We start from the raw sequence: 25,833 nt of genomic DNA on the forward strand, positions 1-25,833 counted from the left end.
ATGCACGACTAAGAACCTACCGCGCCGGGTCGACGGGGCTCGCCGCCGGTTCGACATTGGTAGGAAACCGACATGAACGCAGTCCGGGCGGCCGCGAACGGGCTGAGGGCGGCGGTGCGGGCCGGTCCGACGACGCTGTCGCCGTACGCGAAGGACCGAGGCCCGCTCCGCGCCCGCGCGTCATCAGGCGGCCGGGCGCAGCGTCAACATGGTGTCGGCACCGTGGTGGAACTCATAGCCGGTCTTGTCGAGAGAGGTGGCGATGCCTTTGTCGTGGAGTTCGGTGCGCAGGTGGTCGATGAGGTCGTCCAGCGGCGCGCCGGTGTAGTCGAGCAGGGGGTAGACGCGGGTTTCGGTGCTGGCGACGCGGGCCAATTCGAGCAGGGCGGCCAGATGGAAGTCGGCATCGAGCCGGTCGGCGTAGCTGAACAGCAGGTGCGAGCTCAGGGCCAGATCGAACGCGTCGTCGGGGCAGGGGAGCGAGGGCAGGGCTCCCGCCAGGTAGCGGTGGGGTGCCACACGCACATCGTCGGCGAAGCGGGCGGCGGCGCCGCGGCGGATCGCGGCGTGCTCGGCCGTTGAGCCGTACCAGTCCCAGCAGTAGCGGTCGGCATGGGCGTGGGCCCAGGCCACGGCGCGTTCGGTTTCGGGGGTCGCACGGGCGGCCAGTTCGAGCGGTGGCGTGGCGTAGATGGGATCGATCGCGGTGACCTCGGCACCCAGTGCGCTCGCCTCGGCCGCGAAACTCGCTGCGCCACCTGGACAATCGAGGACACGGCGACCGGAGAGATCATCGTCGGAGAGATGGAACATCGCGCGGTACTCGGCCAAAGATCTTGCGCTGACCAGAAATTCGCCGAGTACCTCGCCATCGGCGTGGTGCATCATCACCACACGTTCTCACGAGTTGCGTTCGCACGCTCGCTGATTAACGAGTGTGGTCACGCGGATTGCGCGACTCGATCTGGCGCGTTCACGCGGTGTCGGTGAGCCGGCGCAGTGCCTTCGCGACCACCTCGGGATCGCTGGTCTCCCAGTACGGGGGCAGCGAAGCCCGCAGGTAGCTGCCGTAACGGGCGGTGGCAAGGCGGGAGTCGAGGATCGCGACCACGCCGCGGTCGTCGACGCTGCGCAGTAGTCGGCCGGTGCCCTGGGCCAGCAGCAGCGCCGCGTGATTGGCGGCCACGGTCATGAAACCGTTACCGCCGCGTGACTCCACGGCGCGCTGCCGGGCGGTGAGAAGCGGATCGTCGGGGCGCGGGAACGGAATGCGGTCCAGGATAACGAGACTCAGCGACGGGCCCGGTACGTCGACGCCCTGCCAGAGGGTGAGGGTGCCGAACAGGGAGGTGGCCGGGTCGTCGGCGAATTTGCGCACCAGCGCGCCCATCGAATCGTCGCCCTGGCACAGCACCGGGGTGTCGAGCCGTTCGCGCAGTGCCTCGGTGGCGGCCTTGGCGGCGCGCATGGAGGAGAACAGGCCGAGCGTGCGGCCGCCGGCGGCGGTGATGAGCTGTTCGATCTCGTCGAGGTAGGCGGGGGAGAGGCCGTCGCGTCCCGGCGCGGGCAGGTGTTTGGCGACGTAGAGGATGCCGGACTTGGCGTGGTCGAACGGGGAACCGACGTCGAGGGCGTTCCAGCGCACCGATTCCAGGTCGGCGGGCGCGGTGGCGCCGTTCGCCATCGCCGGATCGACCTTGCCGCCCGACTGCGAGGGCAGACCCCAGGTGATCGCGAGCCCGTCGAACGAGCCGCCGATCTGCAGGGTGGCCGAGGTGAGCACGACCGTCGCGGTGCCGAACAGCCTGCTGCGCAGGAGGCCGCCGACCGAGAGCGGTGCCATCCGCAGGGTGCGGCGGGCGACGCCGCGCATCTCGTCGGCCGACAGCCAGATCACATCGCGCCGGGCGGCCGGATCGGCTTCCTCGAACGCGGTGAGCGCGCGGACCGCGGCGTCGTGCACGTCGTCGATGGCGGCCACCGCCATCGTGCGGGCGGCGGCGTTGTCTGGGTCGTCCTGGGTTTTGACGGTGCCCTGCGGCGCGATCGCGGTGCGCGCGTTCCAGGCGGCGTCGCGGACCAGCGCCAGCACGGGGGCGACGCCGTCGGGCATGGTGTCCCAGCGGCCGGGCTGGAGGTCTTCGAGTGCCTGGTGGAAGGCTTCCGCGGCGCCCTCGAGCCGGTCGACCTCGCGTTCGTCGATCAGTTTGGTGCAGCGGCGGGCGGCGGCGCTGATCGCGGTCGCGGCCAGTTCGGCGGTGGCAACGCCGGTGACACGGTCGACCAGTTCGTGTGCCTCGTCGATCACCACCACGTCGTGTTCGGGCAGGACCTGGATGCCGCTGATGGCGTCGATGGCCAGCAGGGCGTGATTGGTCACCACCACGTCGGCCTGGGCCGATTCCGCGCGGGCCTTCTCGGCGAAACAGTCCTGGCCGAACTGGCAGCGAGACTTGCCGAGGCATTCGCGCGAGCCGACGCTCACCTGACGCCAGGCGCGGTCGGTGACGCCGGGGGCGAGTTCGTCGCGGTCGCCGGTTTCGGTGTCGGAGGCCCATTCGTTGAGGCGCTGGACTTCGCGGCCGAGGCGGGAGATGGCGAAGGCGTCGAACAGTTCGGCCTCGCCGCCGGTATCTTCCGGAATGACGCTGTTGATCTTGTTCAGGCAGAGATAGTTGTTGCGGCCCTTGAGAATCGCGAACTGAGGTGCCCGGCCGAGTGGTTTGGTGAGCGCCTCGGCGAGGCGCGGGAGATCGCGGTCGACGAGCTGGCGTTGCAGCGCGATCGTCGCGGTGGAGACCACCACGGTGCGCCCAGTCCGGACCGCGTGGCGCAGGCTCGGGATGAGGTAGGCCAGTGACTTGCCGGTGCCGGTGCCCGCCTGGACCGCTAGGTGTTCTTTGGTGTCGATCGCGTGGTCGACTGCGGTGGCCATGGTGGTCTGCCCGGTGCGTTCCTTGCCGCCGAGGGCGTGCACGGCGGTGACGAGCAGGTCGGCTACGGGAGGGAGTTCGGGCACGCTGGCAGCTTATCCGTCGGGTCGGACAGGTTTGGTTGGTGTGGCAGTGCTCTGGGGTTTGAGTAGTCCTAGAGGCGCTGGCTGTGTTTATTGGAGCGCTGGCGCGCTCGAGTCGCGGCCCTGAGGGGCCGCCGGTTAGGCGCCGGTGCTTGCTCCTTCGTCGCCTACGCACCGGCGCCTAACCGGCGACCCGGCCGCGACCGGCCACTTCGTGGCCGTCCCTCCCTAAGGGTCGGGAGTGCGGTGGTTGGGTTGGGTGGGTTGTGGAAGACGGGGACAGGCTTTGTGCACGGTGTGGTTGAAAGTGCGGGTATGTGGAAGGCGGGACAGGCCGCGGTTCGCGGTGTGGTCTGGAGTGCGGGGGTGTGGAAGGCGGGCACAGGCCGGAGTGCGCGGTGTGGTTTGGGGTGCGGGGGTGCGTGGAATACGGGGGCTGGCTGGGGTGGGCGGTGTGGTTGGGAGTGCGGTAGGGGTCGGGTCAGGAATCTTGGACGAAGTCGTCGATGTGGTCGCGGACGTAGTCGAGGACTCGTTGTTCGAAGTCTTCGGGTTCGTTGATGTCGTAGATCTCGTCGGGGTCTTCGGCGCGGTCGCCGATGGGGCGGCGGATCTGGTCGGGGGCGGCCAGGGTTCGGTGTTCGTCTTCCCAGAAGCGGTCGAGGTCGTCGTCGGGGGAGCTGAGGGAGGCGTCGCGGGCGGCGATGATAGCCGCGGCGGCCAGTTGGGGCATGCCTGCTGCCCGCAAACCCCTTGTCGCCCACGGGAGTTCGCTGCGGCGAGCTTTCAGATAGCTCGAGAAGCCCGCGTCGAGGACGCTGGTGTGCAGGCTCGACAGCGCCAGCAGGTGGGAAAAGGCCGGGGGGAGTTTGCCGAAGGCGCCGATGCCGAGGCGCTGGAGGTCGTCGGTGGCGGGGTTCGACCAGAAGACGGTGTCGGCGGCGTCGTGGATGCTGTCGGTCTCGGCGAGTGCCTTCGTCAGGGCGGATCGGGTGTGCGCCGGGAATCGATAGTCCATGGGGCAAGTATTCAGGGGCGCAGGTGGACGCCCGCGTCGCGGAGGGTGGTCAGGGCGGTTTCGGTGGTTTCCGGGGCGACGCCCGCGGTGAGGTCGAGCAGGACGGTGGTGTCGAATCCGGCTTCGGCGGCGTCGAGGGCGGTGGCTCGAACACAGTGGTCGGTGGCGATGCCGACTACGTCCACCGCGTCGATGTCGCGTGCTCGGAGCCAATTCGTGAGCGAGGTGCCGTCCGCGGCCGCGCCCTCGAAACCCGAATAGGCGGCGGTGTATTCACCCTTGGAGAAGGTTTCCTGGATGGGCGAAGTGTCGAGGGCCGGGTGGAAATCGGCGCCGGGGGTGCCTACTCGGCAGTGGGGCGGCCAGGAGTCGACGTAGTCGGGCTCGGTGGAGAAGTGCGGGCCGGGGTCGATGTGCCAGTCCCGGGTGGCGACGACCGCGTCGTACTGCTCGGCTGCGACGAAGTCGGTGATCGCGGCCGCGACCGCCGCGCCGCCGACTACCGCGAGGGAGCCACCCTCGCAGAAGTCGTTCTGCACATCCACGATGATCAGACCGCGTCCCATGTCATCCTCCAGCTCGTTTCGACCGCACCATTCTCCGCCGCGCAGCGCCGAGCGGTCACCCGGTCCGGCGAGGCGGCCGATTCGAGCCGTCGGCACTTCGGCGCACCGCACCGCGCTCAGCCGAGGAACGTTGTCGGCACCGCGGGTTCGCCCGCGGAGAGCTTCAACCCTTCCCACGGCAGGCTGACCAACCCGCGCGCGACCAGCTCACGACTCTGCGCCAGCGTCGCCACACCGTCGACCACCTTGCCCTCGCGAATCAGAGGTACCTGCAGCTCCCGAACCTGAAAACCGTTGGTAGCCGGTACTTCTCCGCCTTCGGGATAGACGATCTCCTCGACGATCGTGCCGGTGGCACGGGCCAATCGCACCGCCTTCTTGGTCCCGCCGCGCGACTGCTTGTGACTGGACCGCTTGGCGACCGGAATGCCGTCGACCTCGACCAGCTTGTAGACCATGCCCGCCGTCGGGGCGCCCGAACCGACGACCACCGATGTGCCGACGCCGTACACGTCGACCGGTTCGGCACGCAGCGCCGCGATCGCGTACTCGTCCAGATCGCCGGAGACCACGATGCGAGTGCCGGTGGCGCCGAGCCCGTCGAGCTGGTCGCGGACCTGCCTGGCCAGCACACCGAGATCGCCGGAGTCGATGCGCACCCCGCCCAGTTCGGGCCCGGCCACCTCGATGGCGGTGGCGACGCCCCTGGTGATGTCGAAGGTGTCGACCAGCAGGGTGGTGCCGATGCCGAGCGCGTCGATCTGGCTGCGGAAGGCCGCGGCCTCGTGTTCGCCGTCGGCGCCGCTGTGCAGCAGGGTGAACGCGTGTGCGCTGGTACCGGCACCGGGCACGCCGAAGCTGCGCACGGACTCGAGATTGGAGGTGGCGTCGAAGCCGGCCAGGTAGGCGGCGCGCGAGCTCGACGGCGCGGCGAGTTCGTGGGTGCGCCGCGATCCCATTTCGATCATCCGCCGACCCGCTGCCGCGCTCACCATGCGCGCGGCCGACGAGGCGATCGCGCTGTCGTGATTGAAGATCGACAGCGCGAGGGTCTCGAGCAGCACACACTCGGCGAAGCTGCCGCGCACGGTCAGGATCGGCGAACCCGGGAAGTACAGCTCACCTTCGGCATAGCCGTCGATATCGCCGGTGAAGCGATATTCGCGCAACCACTCGACGGTGGCGGGCTCGAGGAACTTCGCGACCACGGCGAGCTCGTCGGGACCGAAGCGGAAATGGGCCAGCGCGTCGAGCAGGCGGCCGGTACCCGCGACGACACCGTAACGGCGCCCGTGCGGCAATCGCCGGGCGAACACCTCGAAGGTGCACTGCCGGTGGGCCGAGCCGTCGGCCAGCGCCGCGGCCAGCATGGTCAACTCGTACTGGTCGGTCAGCAGCGCGGTGCTGGCGAACTCGTCACGGATCTGCACACCAGAAACTCTAGTCACCGCGGGTGTTGTTTCCTGGGGGCCTCGTCGTACCCTGGTTTTTATGGCCGTGTGCAATACCGTTCGGGCCGGCGCCGTCACCGACGCTGTGAACGCCGCACTGTCGGCACCGCAGGCGACGCCGGAGACCACGGAATTTACCGAGATCCTGGAGGCCGAGGACAGGCCCTGGGTCACCGTCGTCTGGGACGATCCGGTGAACCTGATGCACTACGTCACCTACATCTTCCAGAAGCTTTTCGGCTACAGCAAAGCCAAGGCGACCGAGTTGATGATGCAGGTGCACAACGAGGGCAAGGCGGTGGTGTCCTCGGGATCGCGCGACAAGATGGAGCAGGACGTGCGCCGGCTGCACGCCGCGGGCCTCTGGGCAACCATGCAGCGCGACTGACAACCTGAGTAACCTGGGCCCTGTGCGTAAGTGGAGCAGGAAGAACTCACTGAGTGGCCTCAAGCTTCGATCCGAAATGGACGAGCACGAGGCCACCGTCCTGCGCTCGCTGATCGGCGCGGTGTCGGGCCTGCTCAGCGGCCGCGCCGCCGACGCCCCCGAAGACGAGCTCGCCGCGCTCACCGGCCTGCGCACCGGCAACTCCGCCCCGCCCGACGACCCGCAACTGCTGCGATTGCTGCCCGATTTCCACCGCGCCGAACCCGGTTCCCCCGATGCCAAGCGCGCCGACCTCAACAGCGCGCTGCGCAGCCTGCACGAGCCCGAGATCATCGACGCGAAACTGGCCGCCGGGCAGGCGGTACTCGACAGTTGCCCGGAGGCGGGCGGCAAGATCGCGCTCACTCCCGAGCAGGCCGACGCGTGGCTGGCAGCGCTCACCGACGTCCGTCTCGCGCTGGGCACACTGCTCGACATCGACGACGACACGCCCGACCATTTCGATCCGGAAGACCCGCGCGCCCCGCATCTGGACGTCTACCACTGGCTCACCTGGATGCAGGATTCGCTGCTTCAGGCGCTGGCTCCCTGACTTGCCGTCGCGAGTCGCGGCCGCCGGTGTGCCGGCCGGATTTCGCTGATCACCTGAAGGACGAAAACGATGCGAAGCAGTCCAGGGGTACGCAACTCGATCACTGATGTCGCCGGTGTGCTGGTCGGCCACCACCAGGTGATCGACGACGAAGTCACGCTCGGCACCGGCGCCGCGACGGGCTGCACGGTCGTGCGCGTTCCCGGCGGCGCGACAGCCTCGGTCGACGTCCGCGGCGGTGGCCCCGGCACCAGGGAAACCGACCTGCTCGACCCCGCCAACACCGTTCGCCAGCTCAACTCCGTGCTCCTCACCGGCGGCAGCGCGTACGGTCTCGCCGCCGCCGACGGCGTGATGCGCTGGTCGGAGGAGAACGGCGAGGGCATTCCGATGGACCCGGCCGATCCGAGCCGTGTGGTGCCGATCGTGCCGGGCGCGGTGATCTTCGATCTGCCGGTCGGTGACTGGGGCATCCGGCCCGACGCCGATTTCGGATATCGCGCGGCCGCGGCGGCGTCGACCGAGTTCGCCAGGGGTACCGCGGGTGCCGGTGTGGGTGCGCGCGCGGGTGCGCTCAAGGGCGGAATCGGTTCGGCGAGTGTCGTTCTCACGGATGGTCCCGGCGCCGGCGTGACCGTCGGTGCGGTGATCGTCGCGAATCCTGTCGGTTCCGTCGTCGATCCGCGCACCGGGTTGCCGTGGGGTGCCGGTACCGACGGACCCGACTTCTTCGGGCTGCGGCCGGGCACCCCTGAGGAGATCGCGGCGCTGGTCGCCCTGCCCGTGAAGAGCATGGTCCTCAACACCACGATCGGTGTGGTGGCGACCGACGCCGCCCTCGATCCGGCGGGTTGCCGACGGATGGCGGCGACCGCGCACGACGGGCTCGCTCGCGCGATCCGGCCCGTGCATTCCCCGCTCGACGGCGACACGATCTTCGCCCTGTCGACCGGGGCAGTAGACGTCGCGCCGATCGAGTTGCCCGCCGCTTTCCCCGCCGACCTGTTGCTGCTCGATCAGTTGTGTACCGCCGCCGCCGTGGTTGTCGAACGTGCCATCGTCGACGCGGTACTCAGCGCCACCTCGATCGCCGCGATCCCCGCCTACCGCGACCTGTTTCCGCGCTGATCGCTGCCGTGCCGCTCAGGCCGCTGACCAGCCGCGCGGCGGTCGCGCACCGCTGCGCGTGGACCGGAGTGTGTGCCCTGCGGAATACCCGAATAGGGTGAGTCGTTGTCGAGGAAGGTGCTCGACAGCACGCAGACAGGTTGTGGAAAGGGTCGATGAAGTGCTGGTGATCAGGGCCGATCTCGTTGACGCGATGGTGGCACACGCCCGCGCCGACCACCCGGACGAGGCCTGCGGCATCATCGCCGGGCCCGAGGGCAGTGACCGGCCCGAACGCTTCGTGGCGATGGTCAACGCCGAACGTTCGCCCACCTTCTACAGCTTCGAGTCGAGCGAGTACCTCCGGGTATGGCGCGCGATGGACGATGCTGACGAAGAGGCCGTTGTCATCTATCACTCCCATACCGCGACCGAGGCTTACCCGAGTCGCACCGATATCTCCTACGCCTCGTGGCCGGACACGCACTACGTGCTGGTGTCCACCCGCGACCCACAGGCCCACGAGCTGCGCAGCTACCGCATCGTCGACGGCGAGGTCACCGAAGAACCGGTGCGCATCGTCGATTCCTACTGAACCTGTCCGCGCTGAACCCGTCCGTGATAAGTCACCACCCTTCAGGAGCTCCCATGCCGGTAACCGTGTCCATTCCGACCATCATGCGTGGCATCACCGGAGGTGAGAAGCGAGTGCAGGGCGAGGGCTCGACGCTGTCCGCGCTCATCGCCGATCTCGACGCGAATCACCCCGGCCTTGCCGAGAAGCTGCTCTCCGACGGCAAGCTCAACCGCTACGTCAACATCTACGTCGACGACGAGGACGTGCGCTTCTCCGGTGGGCTCGAAGCCGAGGTGCCCGCGGGCGCGTCGGTCACCATTCTTCCCGCCGTGGCCGGCGGGGCCTGACTCCCGTGGCTCGCTATGACTCGCTGATCGCGACGCTCGGTAATACGCCGCTCGTCGGATTACAGAACCTGTCGCCGCACTGGGACGGCGACGATCATGTGCGGCTGTGGGCCAAGCTGGAGGACCGCAATCCCACCGGGTCGATCAAGGACCGGCCCGCGCTGCGGATGATCGAACAGGCCGAGGCCGACGGGCTGCTCACGCCCGGGTGCACGATTCTGGAGCCGACCAGCGGCAATACCGGGATCTCGCTGGCCATGGCGGCCAAGCTCAAGGGTTACCGGATCGTGTGTGTGATGCCGGAGAACACGTCGGTGGAGCGTCGGCAATTGCTGACGATGTTCGGCGCCGAGATCATCGATTCGCCCGCGGCGGGTGGGTCCAACCAAGCGGTCGCGATGGCCAAGCAGATCGCGGCGGAGAACCCGGATTGGGTGATGCTGTACCAGTACGGCAATCCGGCGAACGCGCTCGCGCACTACGAGAACACCGGGCCGGAACTGCTGGCCGATCTGCCGGAGATCACGCATTTCGTCGCGGGGCTCGGCACGACCGGCACCCTGATGGGCACCGGCCGGTACCTGCGTGAGAACGTGCCCGATATCGAGATCGTCGCCGCCGAGCCGCGCTACGGCGAGCTGGTGTACGGCCTGCGCAATATCGACGAGGGCTTCATTCCGGAGCTCTACGACGAGAAGGTGCTCACCACCCGGTTCTCGGTGGGCCCGTACGACGCGGTGAAGCGGACTCGTGAGCTGGTCGGCGAGGAGGGCATCTTCGCCGGAATCTCCACCGGGGCGATCCTGCACGCCGCGCTCGGTATCGCCAAGAAGGCGCGCAAGGCCGGGAAACGGGCCGATATCGCGTTCGTGGTCGCCGATGGTGGCTGGAAGTATCTGTCTACCGGGGCATACGACGGCACGCTGGACGAAGCCGAGGAGAAGCTGGACGGGCAACTCTGGGCCTGAGCTGATGTCACCCCACTTCGGTACGCTCTGGTTAACGGGCTGTTCGACGGTCCCTTGCCGGAGTGGAGGCGATGTCGGTGAGCGGTGGGGTGGGTGCCTCGTTCGATCCTGATCGGATCTCGGGGCTGCGTGGCAACGCGAGTTCGGGCACCGGCGCGTCGCGCGGCGGTTCGTGGATTCGGGCCGCGGTCGGGATCCTCGGCTTCGTGGGGGCGCTGTATGTGATCGAGGGCGTCGATATGGTGCTCTCCCATGATTCGCCACCCGGCGCCGCGGGCGAACTCGACGCGGCCGGAATCGAGCCGCGCGAGGTATCCGGACTCGACGGCATTCTGTGGGCGCCCCTGCTGCACGGCGGGTGGGACCATCTGTTCGCCAACACGCTGCCGTTGCTGGTGCTCGGTTTCCTCGTGTTGCTGTCCGGGATCGGGCGGGGTATCGCGGCGACGGCGATCATCTGGGTGATCGCGGGCGTCGGGACCTGGCTCACCGGGTCGACGGGGAGCGTGCACGTCGGAGCGTCGTCGATCGTGTTCGGCTGGCTCACCTACCTGATCTGTCGCGGGTGGTTCGCGCGCAATGTGGGCCAGATCGCGGTGGGGCTGGTGATCCTGGTGTTCTACGGCTCGATGCTGTGGGGTGTGCTGCCGAGCGACCCTCGAATTTCTTGGCAGGGGCATCTTTTCGGGGCGGTGGGTGGAGTGCTCGCGGGCTGGGTACTCTCGTCAGATGAACGTCGACGCCGCCGTGGAGTATCGGTCGGCCGCGCAGTACCAACGCGGTAGCCGGGGATCCGGTCTGGAAAATGGGGGGATCCTGCATTGAGTACCAGCACGTCGTGGCAGCATGGGGGCATGCGCCTTACCGTCCTCGGGTGCTCGGGCAGCGTGTCCGGCCCGGACTCCCCAGCGTCGGGTTACCTGCTGACGGCTCCTGATATGCGGCCGACGGTCATCGACTTCGGTCCCGGGATTTTCGGTGCGCTGCAGAAGCACATGAACCCCGCTGATGTCGATATCTTCCTCACTCATCTGCACGCCGATCACTGCTTGGATCTGCCCGCGCTGCTGGTGTGGCGTCGTTATCACCCGAATCCGCCGACCGGTAAGGCCCTGGTCCGTGGGCCCTCCGATGCGCCGCTGCGGATCGGGAACGCGTCGGCGGAGATCGGTGGCGAGACCGACGACTGGTCCGATGTGATCGACTCGCAGGCGTGGGTCGAGAACACGCCGATTCCGTTCGGGCCCGGGCATACGGTGGAGGCTCGGCGGATGTTCCACCCGCCGGAGTCGTACGGGCTGCGGATCACCGCGGCCGACGGCCGGGTGTTCGTCTACACCGGGGATACCGCGATGTGCGATGCGGTGGTGGAGTTGTCGCAGGGTGCTGATGTGCTGATGGCTGAGGCTTCGTGGACTCATGATCCGGCGAATCGTCCTCCGGGGATTCATCTTTCGGGGACCGAGGCGGGGGAGATCGCTACTCGGGCTGGGGCCAAGGAGTTGTTGCTTACTCATATTCCGCCGTGGACTTCGCGTGAAGATGTGATCGCTGAAGCGAAGGCGGCGTTTTCGGGGCCAGTTCATGCGGTGTCGCCGGGGGAGACCTTCGACCTTTAGGTGGGATCCGTTGTTCGGTGCGACCCGGCCGCGACCGGCCACTTCGTGGCCGCCGCTCCCTAGAGGTCGCGGGTGCGAGGTTGGGAGTGCTGTCATGGCGGACCTGGGGTGAACGGTGTGGCTGGGTGTGATGTGGGGGGTACCGGCTAGTGTGTCGGCTGTGTCTAGACGAGCTGATGGTAGGGCGGATGACGAACTCCGCGACGTGAAGATCACTCGGGGTTTCACCACGCACCCGGCGGGGTCGGTGCTGGTGGAATTCGGGCAGACGCGGGTGATGTGTACCGCGAGCGTCACCGAGGGGGTGCCGCCGTGGCGCCGGGATTCGGGGTTGGGGTGGTTGACCGCGGAGTACGCGATGCTGCCCGCGGCCACGCATACGCGCAGTGGGCGGGAATCGGTGAAGGGCAAGGTCGGGGGGCGCACGCAGGAGATCAGCAGGCTGATCGGGCGGTCGTTGCGGGCCTGCATCGATTTGGCCGCGCTGGGCGAGAACACGATCGCGCTCGACTGCGATGTGCTGCAGGCCGACGGTGGCACGCGCACGGCCGCGATCACCGGCGCGTATGTGGCGCTCTGCGATGCGGTGACCTATCTCGCCGCCGCGGGCAAACTGGCTGACCCGCAGCCGATTTCGTGCATGATCGCCGCGGTCAGTGTGGGTGTGGTCGATGGGCGCGTTCGCCTCGATCTGCCCTACGAGGAAGACTCGCGCGCCGAGGTCGACATGAACGTGGTGGCCACCGACACCGGCACTCTGGTCGAGATCCAGGGCACCGGCGAGGGTGCCACGTTCCCGCGCTCGACCCTGGACAAGATGCTGGACTCGGCCTTCATCGGCGCCGAGCAGCTGTTCGCCATCCAGAAGGAGGCACTGGCACTGCCGTACCCGGGCACCCTGCCCGAGCCGTCGGCGAAGAAGTAGTCATGACTGTTCGCGTGCTGGTGGCCAGCCGAAATGCCAAGAAACTGAAGGAACTTCGCCGGATCCTCGACGAAGCCGGGGTGGCCGGAGTCGAACTGGTGAGCCTGAACGAGGTGCCGCCCTACGAAGAGGCGCCCGAGACCGGCGCCACCTTCGAGGAGAACGCGATCGCGAAAGCGCGCGACGGCGCCGTCGCAACCGGATTACCTTGTGTGGCAGACGATTCCGGCATCGAGGTGGACGCGCTCAACGGTATGCCCGGTGTGCTGTCGGCCCGTTGGGCCGGCACCCACGGTGACGATGCCGCGAACAACACCCTGCTGCTGGCCCAACTCGGCGACGTCCCCGACGACCGTCGCGGCGGCCGCTTCGTCTCCACCTGCGCGCTGGTACTGCCCGACGGCACGACCACGGTGGTGCGCGGTGAATGGCCGGGCACCATCGCCCGGAAAACCCACGGCGACGGCGGTTTCGGCTATGACCCGCTGTTCCTCCCCGATGGCGAGGCAGGCAGCGCCGCCGAACTCACCCCCGCCGAAAAGGACGCGGTCTCGCACCGAGGCCGCGCCCTCACCCAGCTCATCCCCGCTCTGTCCGCCCTGGCCTGAGGTCTCGAACCGAGATCAACAGGCGCTGGTACGGAATCGCGCTCGGTCGTTGCTCGCGCGCGGGCCTGGTGATCGCTCGTCCAGGTAGTTGACCGTGCAACGACAGCGCCGCCGCTCCGGATTTACCGGGCGGCGGCGCTTTTCGTGGAAGTCAGAGGTTGTACTGCTGCTTCACGTCCTTGGCGTTGCGGTGTTCGACGAAGAAGGACAGCAGCGGGATGGTGCCTGCGATGAGGGTGCCGACGGTGCGGCCGATGGGCCAGCGGACCTTCACCGCGAGGTCGGCGGTGACCAGCAGATAGGCGAAGTACACCCAGCCGTGCACGACCGCGATCCAGCTGGGGGTGTCGACACCGAAGCCGTATTTGGCGATCATCTCGATGGTGAGCAGCAGCAGCCACAGGCCGGTGACCCAGGCGAGGACGCGGTAGCGCTGCAGGGCCGGGGCGATCTTCGCGGTGGGCGCGCTGCCCGCGGGGGCGGCGGTTTCAGTGTCCAGCGATGGTGCGGTGGTGTTGTTGTCGGTCACCCGGCATTCCTCTCGGCGGAGTGCAAGCCGGCGGTGCGGACCTGCGCATCGATGTCGTTGGCGTGCAGTTGCGCCAGGTACTGGTTGTAGGCGGCCGTTTCCGGGTCGTCGGACGGGGCGGCCTTCGGCCGTTCGGGCAGGATGCCAGCGGGGATCTCGCGCGGCTCCTCGGCCTTACCCGGACGCGACCGCGCGGGCTCCTCGGCCTCGCGTTCCAGCCGCACGAACCGCACATAGGCGAACACCGCGAACCCGGCGAACAAGGGCCACTGCAGCGCGTACCCGAGATTCTGCCCGGTCCCCGTCGCCGAATCGAACCGCTCCCACTGCCACCAGGCCAACGCCAGACAGCCCAGAGCGGCGACACAGACCAGCGCGATCAGAGCCGGTCGATTGTGCGCCGGGCGAGGAGGTGGAACGGACACGAGCTCCACGGTACCTGCCTACTACAGAGCACGTAGGAGCAGGTCGCGGCCGGAGTGAACCGCGGAGTCAGACGTCACAGCACGATAGTCCGGGTGGCGCGCCGGTCTTTGTCGCCGCGCTCAGTGCTCGCGGGCATGTGCTCATGCCCCGCGATCGATGCGACACACCATCGCCGGTCGATGGTGTTGGTCAGCGCCGACTCGGGAATTCTGTCGACCAGCCCACACCCGGACGCAAGTGGGTCATCGCCCAGGCGCGGGTGGCGGCGGTCGTGGCGGTGCTGGGTTCGGGGATCGGATGGTGCTGATCCGCGTGCATGCGGCCGGGGTGAACCCGACCGATTCCTGGCACCGCGGCACGGGCGGGCTGGTCGGCGAATACGGCCCGCGCTCGCTGCGAACCCTTCGCCCCGGCGGCATCATCGTCTCGCTGGCCTCCCCGGCCGAAGCCGCCCTGGTGGAGGTGGCCCGTCCGCTCGGCCTTCGTGCCGGGTTCATGATCGTCGAGGCCGACGCCGCGGGCATGCGCGCGGTCGCCGACCTGGTCGAAGCGGGTGCGCTACGACCCCACGTGGAGACGGTGCTGCCGCTGGAGCTGGTGAGCAAGGCCCACGAGATCATCGACAATCAGCGCACCCGCGGCAAGATCGTGCTCTCGGTCGCGGAGTGAGGATTGTCAGAGCTTGTAGCTGATCCCGGTCATCCGCTCGGATTCCTCCCACAGCCGACGGAGCAGCTCCGGATCGCGCGAGATCTTGCTCGACGGGCACGCCTCGACCGGTCCCTGCGACTGCATCAGCCGGTTGGGGCCCCAGTACACGGTGGGGTCGGCATCCGGCTCGGTGGCCGCGAAGAGGGTGGAGTGGGCGGCCTTGTGCGGCGGGTGGCCGATGAGCTTGATGAACGGCTTGCTGACCTTGTCGAGGGGAGTCTCGGTGCGGGCGAACAGATCCGTCGCCGAGACTCCGGGGTGCACGGCATAGGACTTCTTCGCCGACCCGGCCTCGGTGAGCCTGCGCTGCAGTTCGCGGCCGAACATCAGATTGGCGAGCTTGGCCTGGGCATAGGCGAGATTGCGCTGGTAGCGACGGTTCTCGTAGTTGAGATCGTCGATCCACAGCTTCGGCGTCTGCTTGTGAGCGATGCTGGCGATCGACACCACCCGGTCACGGACGCGGTCGAGCAGCAGCCCGGTGAGCGCGAAATGGCCGAGGTGGTTGACGCCGAACTGCGTCTCGAACCCGTCGGCGGTGCGCGAGAACGGGATGTTCATCAGGCCCGCGTTGTTGATCAGCACATCGAATTCGCCCTGCTGATCGGCGAATTCGCGCACGGAGGCCAGGTCGGCCAGATCGAGCGCGGCGACCCGCACATCGCCGGGGATGGCGTCGGCGATCGGCTGCGCCTTGCTCGCGTTGCGGCAGGCCATGATCACCGTGGCGCCTTTGCCTGCCAGCACCTTGGTGGTTTCGGCACCGAGGCCGCCGTTGGCCCCGGTGATCACGAACGTGCGCCCGGACTGGTCCGCGATGTCAGTTGGTTTCCATGCCATGCGCCTATCTTACTCCGGAGTAAGATAGGAGGGAAGCTCAGCCCAGCAATCCGGTCAGCGTACGGGCGCAGGCGGGTTTGCGCAGTTTGGTCATGGCTTTCGCCTCGATCTGACGTGCCCGTTCGCGGGAGAAGCCGAGCGCCGAACCCACCTCCTCCAGTGTGCGTCCCTCGCCGCGATCGAGGCCGAAACGCAGTCGGATGACGGCGGACTCGCGTTCGGTGAGAACTTTCAGCGCCTCCTCGACGTATCCGCCGAGCATCTGATCGGCGACCACGTCGGCCGGTGCGGGCGCGGTGTCGGGCAGCAGCGAGCCCAGGTCGGTGTCCTCGCCGATGGGCGCGTGCAGTGATACCGGCTCGGCTTCGTGCCGCAGCACCGCCTCGACCTGGGCGACGGTGAGGTCGGCACCGGCGGCCAGTTCCTCGATGGTGGCCGTGCGCCCGAGCTGATGGGCCAGTTCGCGCCGCACCCGGATCACCCGGTGCAGGACATCGGCCACGTTCGAGGGCAGCCGGATCGTGCGCCCCTGATCGGTGAGCGCGCGACCGATCGACTGCCGGATCCAGTACGTCGCGTACGTGGAGAGCTTGAGCCCGCGCTCGTGGTCGAACTTCTCCACCGCCCGCATCAATCCGAGCGTGCCCTCCTGGATCAGATCGAGCAGCGACATCCCCGTGTTGGTCGGAAAGCGGCGCGCGATGGAGACGACCAGGCGCAGATTCGCCCGCACCATCTGATCTTTCGCGCGCAGGCCGTCGAGTTCGGTGCGGCGCAACAGTTCTCGTTGGGTATCGGTGAGTCCGGGACCGGCCGAGTCGATCTCGGCACGCGCCGCGGCGCCGGCGGCGATCCGCGCGCCGAGGGCGTATTCCTGTTCGGCGGTCAGTAGGGGAGTGCGGCCGATGGCGGTCAGGTAGTCGCGAATGGGGACGGCGGTGACGGTCAAGAGAACTCCCGTTCGATGTGCGGCCAGATGTGTGGGCCGGTGGGGCGAGGGCGCGCCCCACCGGTCGGGGTGACTACTTGCCGGGAATTCGGATCGGGCGGCGCACGGCCGTCGACCGGGTCTGCGCACCGCGAATAGCCGAGCCGGCTCCACGTCGCCGTTGCGCCGGGAAAGGCGCTTCGGTGCGGCGCGCGGCGCGGGACCGGCCGGGCAGGGGGCGGGGTTCCGGCGTGCTCATCATGTCGCGGACCGCGTCGTCGAGTGTGCTTCGCATGGTCGTGAATCGGGCCATATCGGCTGCTCCTTCATGGGTGGAACGGGTGCTGAGGGGCTGGGCGGCGATATCGGTTCCGTGCGGCATGCGCTGTCTCCTTCGATCGTGTCGCTCGCGGCGACGAACACAAACTTAGAACCAACCTAAAAATATGTCAAGAACAATTTTGGGTCGAGTTCAGATATGCTGATGCCATGACGCAACAGGGGCTTCGAGCCAGAAAGAAGCAGCAGACCAGGGAGCAGATCTCCGACCGGGCGACCGAGCTGTTCCTGGCGCGGGGATTCGACCGGGTGACCATCGCCGAGGTGGCGGCAGCCGCTGATGTCGCCAAGATGACCGTCACCAACTACTTCCCCCGGAAGGAAGACCTCGCCCTCGACTTGGGGGAGATCTACATCGACCAGCTCGCCGCGGTCGTGCGGGAACGTGCACCGGGTCAATCGGCGCTCGCCGCGCTGCGCCACGCCTACCTGACGGGGGTAGCGGCGCACAGCCAACTCATCGGCTTCAGCGGAGAGCCGTTCGCGCGAATGATCGCCGACAGCCCCGCGCTGACTGCGCGCGTGCGCGAGTTCCACGACGACCGCCAGGCGGCGTTGGCGACAACACTCGCCGCGGAGACGGGCGCCGAGCCGGGCGATATCAGCGCGCGCGTCGCCGCTGCCCAACTCGCCGGCGTTCAGCGGGTGTTGTTCGACGAGGTCACCCGCCGCACTCTCGACGGTGAATCCAACGACGAGATCGCCGCCGCGGTACTCCGCGATGCCGAGATCGCCTTCGACGCACTCGAGCGGGGACTGGGCACCTACGCCGTGCGCTGAGATTGCTGCCGTGTCACTGGGGCCGGGTCACTGACCGGAAAGCCCATACTGGGCCAATGCCGGATGGTGTTGCTGTGGACAAGCCCGTCGAGCCGATGAGCAAGGCGAAGATCAACATTGTCTTCGCGACCGTGGTGCTCGGCATGCTCATGGCCGCACTCGACCAGACCATCGTGTCGGCGGCACTGCCCTCGATCGTGGCCGATCTCGGCAGCGCGGGGCACATGGCCTGGGTGGTGACCGCGTATCTGCTCGCCGAGGCCGTCGCGACCGTGCTCGCGGGCAAACTCGGTGACCTGTTCGGCCGCAAACTGCTGTTCCAGATCAGCGGCATCATCTTCATCGCGGGCTCGGCGCTGGCCGGTGTCGCGGGCGGCATGGTCATGCTGATCGTGGCGCGCGGGATCCAGGGTGTCGGCGCGGGCGGGTTGATGGTCACCTCGATGGCCTTGATCGCCGACACCATTCCGCTGCGCGAACGCGGCAAATACCAGGGCGCGCTCGGCGCGGTGTTCGGCGTGACCACTGTTGTCGGGCCCACCCTCGGCGGCCTGTTCACCGACCACGCGAGCTGGCGCTGGTGCTTCTACGTGAATGTGCCGATCGCGATCATCATGGTGGTGATGGCGGCGCGGACGCTGCCGCGGCTGCGCGCGGTCACCCGGCCGGTGATCGACTACCTCGGCATCGGCCTGATCGCGCTCGGTGTCTCGTCGCTGATCCTCGGGCTCGAGTTCGGCGGCAACGAATACCCGTGGGGCTCTTGGCAGATCATCGGTCTTTTCGTGCTCGCCGCGGTGCTGATCACCGGGTTCGTGCTGGTCGAGAACCGGGCCAAGGCGCCGATGCTGCCCATGCGGTTGTTCGGCAGCCGGGTGTTCACGGTGTCGTCGGTGCTCAGTTTCATCGTCGGTTTCGCGATGCTCGGTTCGATGACCTACCTGCCCGCCTATCTGCAGTATGTCGACGGCGCGACGGCCACGATCTCCGGCGTGCGAACCCTGCCGCTGGTGGTCGGCCTGTTCATCACCTCGATCTTCTCCGGGCAGGTCGTCGGCAAGACCGGGCAGTACCGGTACTTCCCGATCGTCGGCATGGCGGTGATGGCGATCGGCCTCGCCCTGATGTCGACGATGGGCCGCAGCACCAGTATCTGGCTGGAATCGCTGTACATGCTGATCCTGGGTGCCGGGCTCGGCCTTTCGATGCAGGTGCTCACGATCGTCGTGCAGAACACCGTGCCCTACGCCGATCTGGGCACCGCCACCTCGGGTGTCACCTTCTTCCGCACCCTCGGCAGTGCGTTCGGCACCGCGGTCTTCGGGACGCTGTACAACAACGAGAGCAAGCCCGCGCTGGCAGGCGCGTTGCAGCAGGTGCCCGGCGTCTCGCCCGAGGTGGTGGCGAATCCGAAGCTGCTGCGCGAACTTCCGCTCGAACAGTCGGCACCGATCATCGACGCCTACGCGAATTCGATCGACCACGTGTTCCGCTGGGTCGTTCCGGTGGCGCTGGCCGGTTTCGTCGTCGCCTGGTTACTGCCGCAGGTGCGCCTGCGTGACAGTGCCCGCCACGGCGCGGCCGATGTCGGCGAGGGCTTCTCGGTGCCCGATTCGGATGACCGGGTGGTGCAGCTGGAACGGGCGGTCGCCACGACGGTGCGCAAGGCCAGGGCGGAGAAGCCGCTCATCCCCGAACTCATCGCGGCCTCGGGCAGCACGCTCACGCCGGACAAGGCGTGGGCGCTGGGGCAGGTGTACCTCTATGGCAAGGAGGGCGTACCCGCCACCGTGTACGCCATCGCCTACCGGCACCGGCTGCCCGTGGAGGTGCTCTCGCCGGTCTTCCGTCAGGCTGCCGACGCGGGCCTGCTGCGGGGCGACGGCGGCACGCTCGCGCTGACCGAGGCCGGTAATGCCGAGGTCGACAAGCTGCGGGTCGGCTGGCGCCGCTGGCTCGGCGACCGCCTCGACGACTGGAATTCCGAGGACCCGGCCGATCGCGCACTGCTTGACGAGGCGCTGTCGAAGATCGCGGCCAAACTGCTGGATCAGGGCGCTGATAGCGGTGAGGTATCGAAAGTCTGACTTGCCGCCGATTACTCGTAGACGTATATTCGTAGACGAGTAAGGAGGTAGTCATGGCTACCAAGCGCGCAGTGAACAATCTGCTGGCGCTCGCCGTCCTCTCGGTGATCGTGCAACGCCCGATGCACCGCTACGAGATCGCCGCCACCCTGCGCGCCCACGGCAAAGACCGCGACATGGACATCAAGTGGGGCTCGCTCTACACCGTCGTGCAGAACATGGAGAAGGCCGGCTTCCTCGAGATCATCGGCAGTGAACGTGACGGTGCGCGCCCCGAGCGGGTGATCTACCGGATCACCGACGCGGGCCGCGCCGAGATGGCGGACTGGACCCGCGAACTGCTCGCCGCACCCGAGCCCGAACACCACCGCTTCACCGCGGGCCTGTCGATTCTGGCGGTGTTGCCGCCGGACGAGGTGATCGAGTTGCTCGGCGTGCGCGTCGCGGCGCTGGAGCGGACCATCGCGACGACGAGGGCGGAACTGGCCGCACTGGTCTTGCCCCGGCTGTTCCTTGTCGAAACCGAATACGGCCTGGCGATGCTGGAAGCCGAGGCTCGATGGGCGCGGTCCCTGCGTGACGAACTCGCCGCGGGCACCTTCGAAGGACTCGAGTCCTGGCGGCAGTGGCATGTCGACGGCATGCTCGCCGAACAGATTCCCGCACTCGGTGAGAGGGGGGACAACTAGCTCAGCGCCGAAGACCCCGGACCCGGTGGCGTGCGGCAACACCCCACCGGACCCGAGAAACCGTCCCGAAACCAGGCGCACCCGGCCACGAGGCTGGCTACCACAGGATAGCTGGGTGCCGTCGACATCAGATCTGGAGATCACCCATGTCCACCACCCGTTCCGCATTGATCATCGGCGGCGGCATCGCCGGACCCGTCGCCGCCACCGCCCTGCGCAAGGCAGGCATCGACGCCCACGTCTACGAGGCCTATTCCGGTCCATCCGAGGGCATCGGCTCCGGGCTCGCGCTCGCGCCCAACGGCATCGCCGCGCTCGACATCATCGGCGCCGGTGACGCGGTCCGCGAGATCGCGCTGCCGGTCGCGCAGATGCGGCTGCGCGTCGGCGGTCGCGAACACGTCATGCCGGTGCTGGCCGATCAGCCGCCGCTGCAGGCGGTCGACCGCGGCGAACTGCACCGCGTTCTGCACGATCACGCGGTCGCCGCGGGCGTGCCGTTCAGCTACGACAAGCGGCTGACGCGGGTCGACGAGCATTCCGACGGCGTCACCGCGCACTTCACCGACGGCTCCACCGCCACCGCCGATGTCCTCGTCGGCGCCGACGGAATCCGTTCCACCGTCCGACGTTCGATCGATCCGGCCGCGCCGGGACCCGGCTACACCGGCATGCTCGGTTTCGGTGCCATGGTCGACTGCGACCTCGACCTGCCCGACGACACGATGGTGTTCGCGTTCGGTGCGAAGGCCTACTACCTGTACTGGAAACTCGCCGACGGGCGCGCGATGTGGGGCGCGAATCTGCCGAGCAAGCAATATCTTTCGCTCACCGAAGCGCGTGCCGTCCCGGCGGAGCACTGGCTGAAAGTACTGCGCGAGACCTATGCCCCGGATTCTCCCGGCGCCGAATTCGCCCGTCGCACCACGGCCGCGAATCTCGAGATCGTCGGCGCGCTGCACATCATGCCGCCGGTACCACACTGGTATCGCGATCGCCTGGTGCTGGTGGGTGATTCGGTGCACGCACCGTCGAACAGCTCAGGACAGGGCGCGTCGCTGGCGATCGAGAGTGCCGTGCAGCTGGCGCGCTGCCTGCGCGATATCGCCTCGCCCACCCAGGCTTTCGCCACTTACGAGCGGCTGCGCCGGGCGCGTGTGGAGGGCATCGCCGCCCGCGCGGCGAGGATCAACCACAGCAAGACGCCGGGACCGGTCGCCCGCAAGGTCATGAACGCGATGATGCCGCTCATGGTCAAGACGGTGATGAGCCCGGAGAAGACCATGGGTGCCGAACGCCGCTACCGCATCGACTGGGATGCCCCGGTGCAGGACGAATCGGTCGGTACCGCAAGCTGACCCGGGCGGCTCTCGGTCGCGGGTCAGCGACCGGGAGCCACCCGGCGTGGCAAACCTACGGCCGCCGGTGACCATCCGAAGCGGTGATCGCGGCGGGGCGAGCGCACCACACCCGAGTGAAGACCGTCACGCACAGCACCAGCCACATGAGCCCGATGATCCAGCCCGCGAGCACATCGGTGGTCCAGTGCACGCCGAGGTAGATCCGCGACAGCCCGACGGCGATCGGAAACGCGACCGCAAGCACGGTCGCGGCCACCCGGACCCACTGCCGGGCGAGCTGCGGGATCAGGACGATCGCCACGATCCCGACAACCACCGTCGATCCGAGCGTGTGCCCTGACGGATAGGACAGACTCGGCTCGAAGACCAGCCGCGACGCCTCGGGTGGGCGGTGGCGCCCGACGAGCCGTTTGATCACCCACACCAGCACACCCGCTCCCAGCGACGTGATCGCGACCAGGGCGGCCACCGGCAGATTGCGCCGCAACACGAACCAGCCGACGGTGACCACCGCGAGAATCGTCATCGACAGCGTGGCGCCCAGGTCGGTGATCACCGTGGCGATGTCGGTGAGCGCTTCGCCGCGATGCGCGATCATCCAATCGAGCACGCGGGTATCCATCGTGGTGACGCCGCTGGTGACCTCCCAGGTGAGGGCGGTGATCAGCACCGCCGCGGTCGCGATCAGCGCCACCACGACCGGGGTCCGACGGCAGAACGAGGACCAGGCGAGAACAGGAGGCGAGGGTTGTCGATAGGCAGTCGGCATAGCTACCAGATTGCCAGCTCGCGCCTCAGGCCTCGAAGACGACCGTGTTCCCCGCGACGTCGCGGGTGCCCGCGTCCTTCTTGATCGCCTTCACCAGATCGGCGACGCAGTCCCAGGTGCGCGGCGGCTCGCACTCGATATTGCCGATCGTGTACCAGGTATCGGTGCCGCGATAGCGGACAAGGCCCTTGCCCGCGTCGTCGAGCATGACATCGAGCTCCCCGGACACCGTCCCTTCCTCTTCGGTCATGACGGCGCACTCGGCGGTGATCTCGATGGGCTCGCTTATTTGAACTCTCCTCGGCGTAGGCAGTCATCGACTGCGGTGCGCAACGCGGTGTGCTCGGCGGTATCAACGGTCAGTGCGTATTTTACCTTCACCTTGACGTAGTGCTCCACATAGGCACACCGGAAGTTGCCGGGCGGCAAGTAGTTCGCGGGATCCTGATCGCCCTTGGAACGGTTGGCCGACGGGTCGGCGGCGACCAGGTTCATCGAGTCGTTGGCGATGCGGCGGCGGGTGTCCTCGTCGCGGTCGGCGGCGCCGGATCGCCACGCTTCGGCAAGGGCCACAATGTGTTCGGCGTCGACCTTGGACGGGTCGGTGATGAATTTGTACGGGCCGAGCTGTCCGGTCTTCTTGTCGATGAAGCCGTAGTGGTCCTGCCAGCCGCCGCCGGCCGCCACTTTCAGGTCGCAGGTCTTGGCGTCGAGGGTGACCTTGCCGTTGGCGTCGCGCAGCATCATCACCTCGCGGCTGGTGCATTTCGCGTACTGGGCCAGGTCGCCGGTGAAGCCGTGCTCGGGCTTGTTGGTGTCCCAGTGCGGGAACTTCTCGCGGGTGTAGCCCGTCATCGGGCCTTCCTTGGCGACGACGAGCGTGGCGACCAGATCACCGACTTCCTTGCCGGACACCGTCGCCGCGCCCGCCGAACCCGGCCCCGGCGCGGTCGGACTCACCTTGTCCAGCAACGAGTTCGCGATGGTGACCACCACGGCCAGACACACCGCGGCGGCGAGCGCGAGCAGGGCTCGGCCAAGGGGAGAACCGCTGATCGAAGACCACTTCATGCCCGTACCACCCAGATGCTCCGTCGAAAAATGAACCGGCACAACCTAACGGCCGCACCGGGAGTCGTCAGTGATTGTCCGCTATGAGGTTCCGCACAGCACAGTTCTAACTGGTTGCGGCTCAATAGCGTTCATCTATCGACGGAGATGACCAGCGATGTCGCCGCGCAAACGCGCAGTGACTGAAATCACAATCGGTCAATCGGGCAGCGATCCCGATTCCGGCGGAATCCCGGTGTCGAGGAAGCGGATCAGCCGTGCGATGCGCGCGGCGTGGTCGACGCAACGCTGGAACTGACTGCCGAGCAACGCCATATCGATCGCGGCCTCGGTGCTCACGTCGGCCTCGGTGAGCGCGGTGCGCAATTGCTTGCACAGCGTCTCCATCGCTTCGATGTCGGTGCCGTCGTCGGAGACGAATCGTCCGGTCGCCACCGCCGCGCTCACCCGCGCCACACACTCGGCGGCCAGGGTGCCCATCGACACGAGTTCGGCGATCACCGGCGTGGGCGCGACGACCGCCGGATGGGCCCGATAGACGTACTGCCCAGCGGTTTCCGTGCGCCGGCCGATCCGCGACAGTTCACCGGCGACCTGAATCGCGGTCACCACATGACGCAGGTCGCGCGCGACCGGTGCCTGCAACGCGAGCAGTGCCATGGTGCGCGATTCGCAGGCCGCGAACATCAGCTGTAACTGCTCGTCGAGCGCGAACACCTCGTAGGTGGCGGCGAGGTCGGCGCCGGCCAGCGCCTGGGTGACCCGCTCGGTCGCGTCATGGGCGACGCGCGACATCAGGGTGAGATCGTTGGCCAAAGCGACGAGCTCGAGGGTGAACTGGGTCCGCACGCGCTGAATTGTTCCCCATCGAGGGGGTGCGAGTGAATCCATCGCCGAGATCCGTCCGGCGACGGATCCGGGTGTGCCCGGTCGTAGCTGGAAAGATGGGGGTCATGATTGCCGCGTTGACGACTAAATGGACCATGTACGTGCCCATCCTCGCCGCGCTCGTGCTCGTGCTCAGCTGGGGTCGTTCGGTACCGGGATTGATCGTCGCGCTGGTGAGTATCGCCCTCGTCGGTGCCGTGCTGGCCGCGGTCTATCACGCCGAGGTGGTGGCCCATCGGGTCGGCGAACCCTACGGTTCGCTGGTGCTCGCGGTGGCGGTCACCGTGATCGAGGTGGCGTTGATCGTCACGATGATGATCTCCGGTGGCGACAAGGCTGCCTCACTGGCGCGCGACACTGTATTCGCCGCGGTGATGATCACCTGCAACGGCATCTTCGGATTGGTCCTGCTCGTCGGCGCGCTGCGCAGGCGAGTGGCGGTGTTCAACGCGGAAGGCACCGGTGCGGCGCTGGCCACCGTCGCGACCCTGGCCACCCTGAGTCTGGTGCTGCCGACCTTCACCACCAGCGCGCACGGTCCTGAATTCTCGCCGGCGCAGCTCGCCTTCGCCGCCGTTGCCTCGCTGGCGCTCTACGGGCTGTTCGTGATGGTCCAGACGGTGCGTCACCCCGACGACTTCCTCCCGGTGGAGGACGGCGGCGCGGTCGACGACAGCGACACCCCCGGTCACGCGCCGTCCAACCGGGCCGCGCTGATCAGTCTCGGCATGCTGGTGCTGGCCCTGGTCTGCGTGGTCGGCCTGGCCAAGGTGGTCTCGCCTGCGCTCGAGTCGGCGATTGCCTCGGCCGGATTGCCGCCGTCGGCGGTGGGTGTGGTGATCGCGATGCTGGTGCTGCTGCCCGAGACCATCGCGGCGGTGAACTCGGCGCGCCGCAACCAGGTGCAGATCGGTTTGAACCTGGCGCTCGGTTCGGCGATGGCCAGCATCGGCCTGACCATTCCGGTGATCGCGATCGCGACCATCTGGCTCAGCGGTCCGCTGGTGCTCGGTCTCGGTGCGACGCAGATGGTGCTGCTCGCGCTGACCGTCGTGGTCGGCACGTTGACGATCGTTCCCGGCCGCGCGACCCTGCTGCACAGTGGCGTCCACCTGGCGTTGTTCGCGGCTTTTGTGTTCCTGGCCGCAAGTCCGTAGCTGAGGTGTTGCGGATCACATGGCAGGTAGATCTGTCATGGAAACCGCGGAAAAGCGACGAGGGTCACCCACTGGA

The 25,833-nt window shown here is 67.8% G+C and carries 30 protein-coding genes; 16 read left to right on the forward strand and 14 right to left on the reverse strand.

All coding sequences use genetic code 11. The features are described 5' to 3' along the window. Nucleotides 1–183: 183 nt before the first annotated feature. From ACWZHB_RS34420 to ACWZHB_RS34440, 5 genes are all read right to left on the reverse strand, one after another. The gene (locus tag ACWZHB_RS34420; protein WP_427905833.1) at nucleotides 184–888 is read right to left on the reverse strand and encodes a malonyl-ACP O-methyltransferase BioC; all 705 of its coding nucleotides are present in this window, start codon (nucleotides 886–888) and stop codon (nucleotides 184–186) included. A gap of 85 nt (nucleotides 889–973) precedes the next feature. Beyond that, the gene (locus ACWZHB_RS34425; protein ID WP_427905834.1) at nucleotides 974–3,019 is read right to left on the reverse strand and encodes an ATP-dependent DNA helicase; all 2,046 of its coding nucleotides are present in this window, start codon (nucleotides 3,017–3,019) and stop codon (nucleotides 974–976) included. A gap of 478 nt (nucleotides 3,020–3,497) precedes the next feature. Next, complete coding sequence (locus ACWZHB_RS34430) at nucleotides 3,498–4,034, reverse strand: DMP19 family protein (protein ID WP_427905835.1); 537 nt, start codon at nucleotides 4,032–4,034, stop codon at nucleotides 3,498–3,500. Between the two features lie 11 nt (nucleotides 4,035–4,045). Then, nucleotides 4,046–4,600, reverse strand: coding sequence for an isochorismatase family protein (locus tag ACWZHB_RS34435; protein WP_427905836.1), 555 nt, complete (start codon nucleotides 4,598–4,600; stop codon nucleotides 4,046–4,048). 116 nt (nucleotides 4,601–4,716) lie between these two features. Continuing rightward, nucleotides 4,717–6,030, reverse strand: coding sequence for a nicotinate phosphoribosyltransferase (locus tag ACWZHB_RS34440; protein WP_427905837.1), 1,314 nt, complete (start codon nucleotides 6,028–6,030; stop codon nucleotides 4,717–4,719). A gap of 61 nt (nucleotides 6,031–6,091) precedes the next feature. On the opposite strand from ACWZHB_RS34440, the gene clpS reads away from it, so the two are divergent. The 10 genes from clpS to rdgB all read left to right on the forward strand — a co-directional run bounded on the left by clpS (nucleotide 6,092) and on the right by rdgB (nucleotide 13,182). Beyond that, complete coding sequence (clpS, locus tag ACWZHB_RS34445; protein ID WP_266296122.1) at nucleotides 6,092–6,439, forward strand: ATP-dependent Clp protease adapter ClpS; 348 nt, start codon at nucleotides 6,092–6,094, stop codon at nucleotides 6,437–6,439. A 22-nt stretch (nucleotides 6,440–6,461) separates the two neighbouring features. Continuing rightward, nucleotides 6,462–7,031: an oxidative stress transcriptional regulator AosR gene (gene aosR, locus ACWZHB_RS34450; protein ID WP_427905838.1), complete on the forward strand. Its 570-nt coding sequence runs from the start codon at nucleotides 6,462–6,464 to the stop codon at nucleotides 7,029–7,031. A gap of 69 nt (nucleotides 7,032–7,100) precedes the next feature. After that, nucleotides 7,101–8,159 carry a P1 family peptidase gene (locus ACWZHB_RS34455; protein ID WP_427905839.1) on the forward strand — a complete coding sequence of 353 codons (1,059 nt, stop codon included), beginning with the start codon at nucleotides 7,101–7,103 and terminating at the stop codon, nucleotides 8,157–8,159. 160 nt (nucleotides 8,160–8,319) lie between these two features. Continuing rightward, a complete protein-coding gene (locus ACWZHB_RS34460) occupies nucleotides 8,320–8,733 on the forward strand; it encodes a Mov34/MPN/PAD-1 family protein (protein ID WP_427909387.1) in 414 nt (137 codons plus the stop codon). Between the two features lie 53 nt (nucleotides 8,734–8,786). Beyond that, nucleotides 8,787–9,062, forward strand: a complete 276-nt coding sequence (locus ACWZHB_RS34465) for a MoaD/ThiS family protein (protein WP_101464168.1) — start codon at nucleotides 8,787–8,789, stop codon at nucleotides 9,060–9,062. A gap of 5 nt (nucleotides 9,063–9,067) precedes the next feature. Further along, nucleotides 9,068–10,030, forward strand: coding sequence for a PLP-dependent cysteine synthase family protein (locus tag ACWZHB_RS34470; protein WP_427905840.1), 963 nt, complete (start codon nucleotides 9,068–9,070; stop codon nucleotides 10,028–10,030). A 71-nt stretch (nucleotides 10,031–10,101) separates the two neighbouring features. Further along, entirely contained in the window at nucleotides 10,102–10,815 is a 714-nt protein-coding gene (locus ACWZHB_RS34475) for a rhomboid family intramembrane serine protease (protein ID WP_427905841.1), read from the forward strand. 69 nt (nucleotides 10,816–10,884) lie between these two features. After that, a complete protein-coding gene (locus tag ACWZHB_RS34480) occupies nucleotides 10,885–11,649 on the forward strand; it encodes a cyclic nucleotide-degrading phosphodiesterase (RefSeq protein WP_427905842.1) in 765 nt (254 codons plus the stop codon). 160 nt (nucleotides 11,650–11,809) lie between these two features. Further along, nucleotides 11,810–12,574: a ribonuclease PH gene (gene rph, locus ACWZHB_RS34485; RefSeq protein ID WP_427905843.1), complete on the forward strand. Its 765-nt coding sequence runs from the start codon at nucleotides 11,810–11,812 to the stop codon at nucleotides 12,572–12,574. 2 nt (nucleotides 12,575–12,576) lie between these two features. Further along, nucleotides 12,577–13,182 (forward strand): RdgB/HAM1 family non-canonical purine NTP pyrophosphatase, encoded by a 606-nt coding sequence (gene rdgB / locus ACWZHB_RS34490; protein WP_427905844.1) that lies wholly within the window; start codon nucleotides 12,577–12,579, stop codon nucleotides 13,180–13,182. Between the two features lie 151 nt (nucleotides 13,183–13,333). Here rdgB and ACWZHB_RS34495 read toward each other — a convergent pair whose 3' ends face one another. Together ACWZHB_RS34495 and ACWZHB_RS34500 are read right to left on the reverse strand one after the other, a co-directional pair. Next, nucleotides 13,334–13,711, reverse strand: a complete 378-nt coding sequence (locus tag ACWZHB_RS34495; protein ID WP_427905845.1) for a DUF3817 domain-containing protein — start codon at nucleotides 13,709–13,711, stop codon at nucleotides 13,334–13,336. After that, nucleotides 13,708–14,136 (reverse strand): transcriptional regulator, encoded by a 429-nt coding sequence (locus ACWZHB_RS34500; RefSeq protein WP_427905846.1) that lies wholly within the window; start codon nucleotides 14,134–14,136, stop codon nucleotides 13,708–13,710. Before ACWZHB_RS34500 ends, ACWZHB_RS34495 begins: the two co-directional genes overlap by 4 nt. Nucleotides 14,137–14,434: 298 nt before the next feature. Between ACWZHB_RS34500 and ACWZHB_RS34505 the strand changes: the two genes are divergently transcribed. Continuing rightward, nucleotides 14,435–14,806 carry a zinc-binding dehydrogenase gene (locus ACWZHB_RS34505; protein ID WP_427905847.1) on the forward strand — a complete coding sequence of 124 codons (372 nt, stop codon included), beginning with the start codon at nucleotides 14,435–14,437 and terminating at the stop codon, nucleotides 14,804–14,806. 6 nt (nucleotides 14,807–14,812) lie between these two features. On the opposite strand, the gene ACWZHB_RS34510 is transcribed toward ACWZHB_RS34505, so the two are convergent. The 3 genes from ACWZHB_RS34510 to ACWZHB_RS34520 form a co-directional block, all read right to left on the reverse strand. Next, a complete protein-coding gene (locus ACWZHB_RS34510) occupies nucleotides 14,813–15,688 on the reverse strand; it encodes an oxidoreductase (RefSeq protein ID WP_427905848.1) in 876 nt (291 codons plus the stop codon). A 37-nt stretch (nucleotides 15,689–15,725) separates the two neighbouring features. Beyond that, on the reverse strand, nucleotides 15,726–16,637 hold the full coding sequence (locus ACWZHB_RS34515) for a sigma-70 family RNA polymerase sigma factor (protein WP_427905849.1): 912 nt from the start codon (nucleotides 16,635–16,637) through the stop codon (nucleotides 15,726–15,728). Nucleotides 16,638–16,710: 73 nt separating this feature from the next. Then, on the reverse strand, nucleotides 16,711–16,998 hold the full coding sequence (locus ACWZHB_RS34520; protein ID WP_427905850.1) for a hypothetical protein: 288 nt from the start codon (nucleotides 16,996–16,998) through the stop codon (nucleotides 16,711–16,713). A 107-nt stretch (nucleotides 16,999–17,105) separates the two neighbouring features. On the opposite strand from ACWZHB_RS34520, the gene ACWZHB_RS34525 reads away from it, so the two are divergent. The 4 genes from ACWZHB_RS34525 to ACWZHB_RS34540 all read left to right on the forward strand — a co-directional run bounded on the left by ACWZHB_RS34525 (nucleotide 17,106) and on the right by ACWZHB_RS34540 (nucleotide 21,869). Beyond that, nucleotides 17,106–17,735 (forward strand): TetR/AcrR family transcriptional regulator, encoded by a 630-nt coding sequence (locus ACWZHB_RS34525; protein WP_427905851.1) that lies wholly within the window; start codon nucleotides 17,106–17,108, stop codon nucleotides 17,733–17,735. Nucleotides 17,736–17,791: 56 nt separating this feature from the next. Further along, nucleotides 17,792–19,822: an MDR family MFS transporter gene (locus tag ACWZHB_RS34530; RefSeq protein ID WP_427905852.1), complete on the forward strand. Its 2,031-nt coding sequence runs from the start codon at nucleotides 17,792–17,794 to the stop codon at nucleotides 19,820–19,822. Between the two features lie 53 nt (nucleotides 19,823–19,875). Beyond that, nucleotides 19,876–20,511 carry a PadR family transcriptional regulator gene (locus ACWZHB_RS34535; protein WP_427905853.1) on the forward strand — a complete coding sequence of 212 codons (636 nt, stop codon included), beginning with the start codon at nucleotides 19,876–19,878 and terminating at the stop codon, nucleotides 20,509–20,511. Nucleotides 20,512–20,657: 146 nt separating this feature from the next. Continuing rightward, nucleotides 20,658–21,869 carry an FAD-dependent oxidoreductase gene (locus ACWZHB_RS34540; protein ID WP_427905854.1) on the forward strand — a complete coding sequence of 404 codons (1,212 nt, stop codon included), beginning with the start codon at nucleotides 20,658–20,660 and terminating at the stop codon, nucleotides 21,867–21,869. 55 nt (nucleotides 21,870–21,924) lie between these two features. Here ACWZHB_RS34540 and ACWZHB_RS34545 read toward each other — a convergent pair whose 3' ends face one another. The 4 genes from ACWZHB_RS34545 to ACWZHB_RS34560 form a co-directional block, all read right to left on the reverse strand. Then, nucleotides 21,925–22,641, reverse strand: coding sequence for a phosphatase PAP2 family protein (locus ACWZHB_RS34545; RefSeq protein WP_427905855.1), 717 nt, complete (start codon nucleotides 22,639–22,641; stop codon nucleotides 21,925–21,927). A 25-nt stretch (nucleotides 22,642–22,666) separates the two neighbouring features. Beyond that, entirely contained in the window at nucleotides 22,667–22,891 is a 225-nt protein-coding gene (locus tag ACWZHB_RS34550; RefSeq protein ID WP_378996643.1) for a hypothetical protein, read from the reverse strand. A gap of 35 nt (nucleotides 22,892–22,926) precedes the next feature. After that, nucleotides 22,927–23,712, reverse strand: coding sequence for an HNH endonuclease family protein (locus tag ACWZHB_RS34555; protein ID WP_427905856.1), 786 nt, complete (start codon nucleotides 23,710–23,712; stop codon nucleotides 22,927–22,929). Nucleotides 23,713–23,910: 198 nt separating this feature from the next. Beyond that, nucleotides 23,911–24,561 carry a phosphate signaling complex PhoU family protein gene (locus ACWZHB_RS34560; protein ID WP_427905857.1) on the reverse strand — a complete coding sequence of 217 codons (651 nt, stop codon included), beginning with the start codon at nucleotides 24,559–24,561 and terminating at the stop codon, nucleotides 23,911–23,913. Between the two features lie 104 nt (nucleotides 24,562–24,665). Here ACWZHB_RS34560 and ACWZHB_RS34565 point away from each other — a divergent pair, with 104 nt between their 5' ends. Further along, a complete protein-coding gene (locus tag ACWZHB_RS34565) occupies nucleotides 24,666–25,757 on the forward strand; it encodes a calcium:proton antiporter (RefSeq protein WP_427905858.1) in 1,092 nt (363 codons plus the stop codon). Nucleotides 25,758–25,833: the final 76 nt, after the last annotated feature.

This window comes from Nocardia sp. FBN12, from assembly GCF_054031145.1.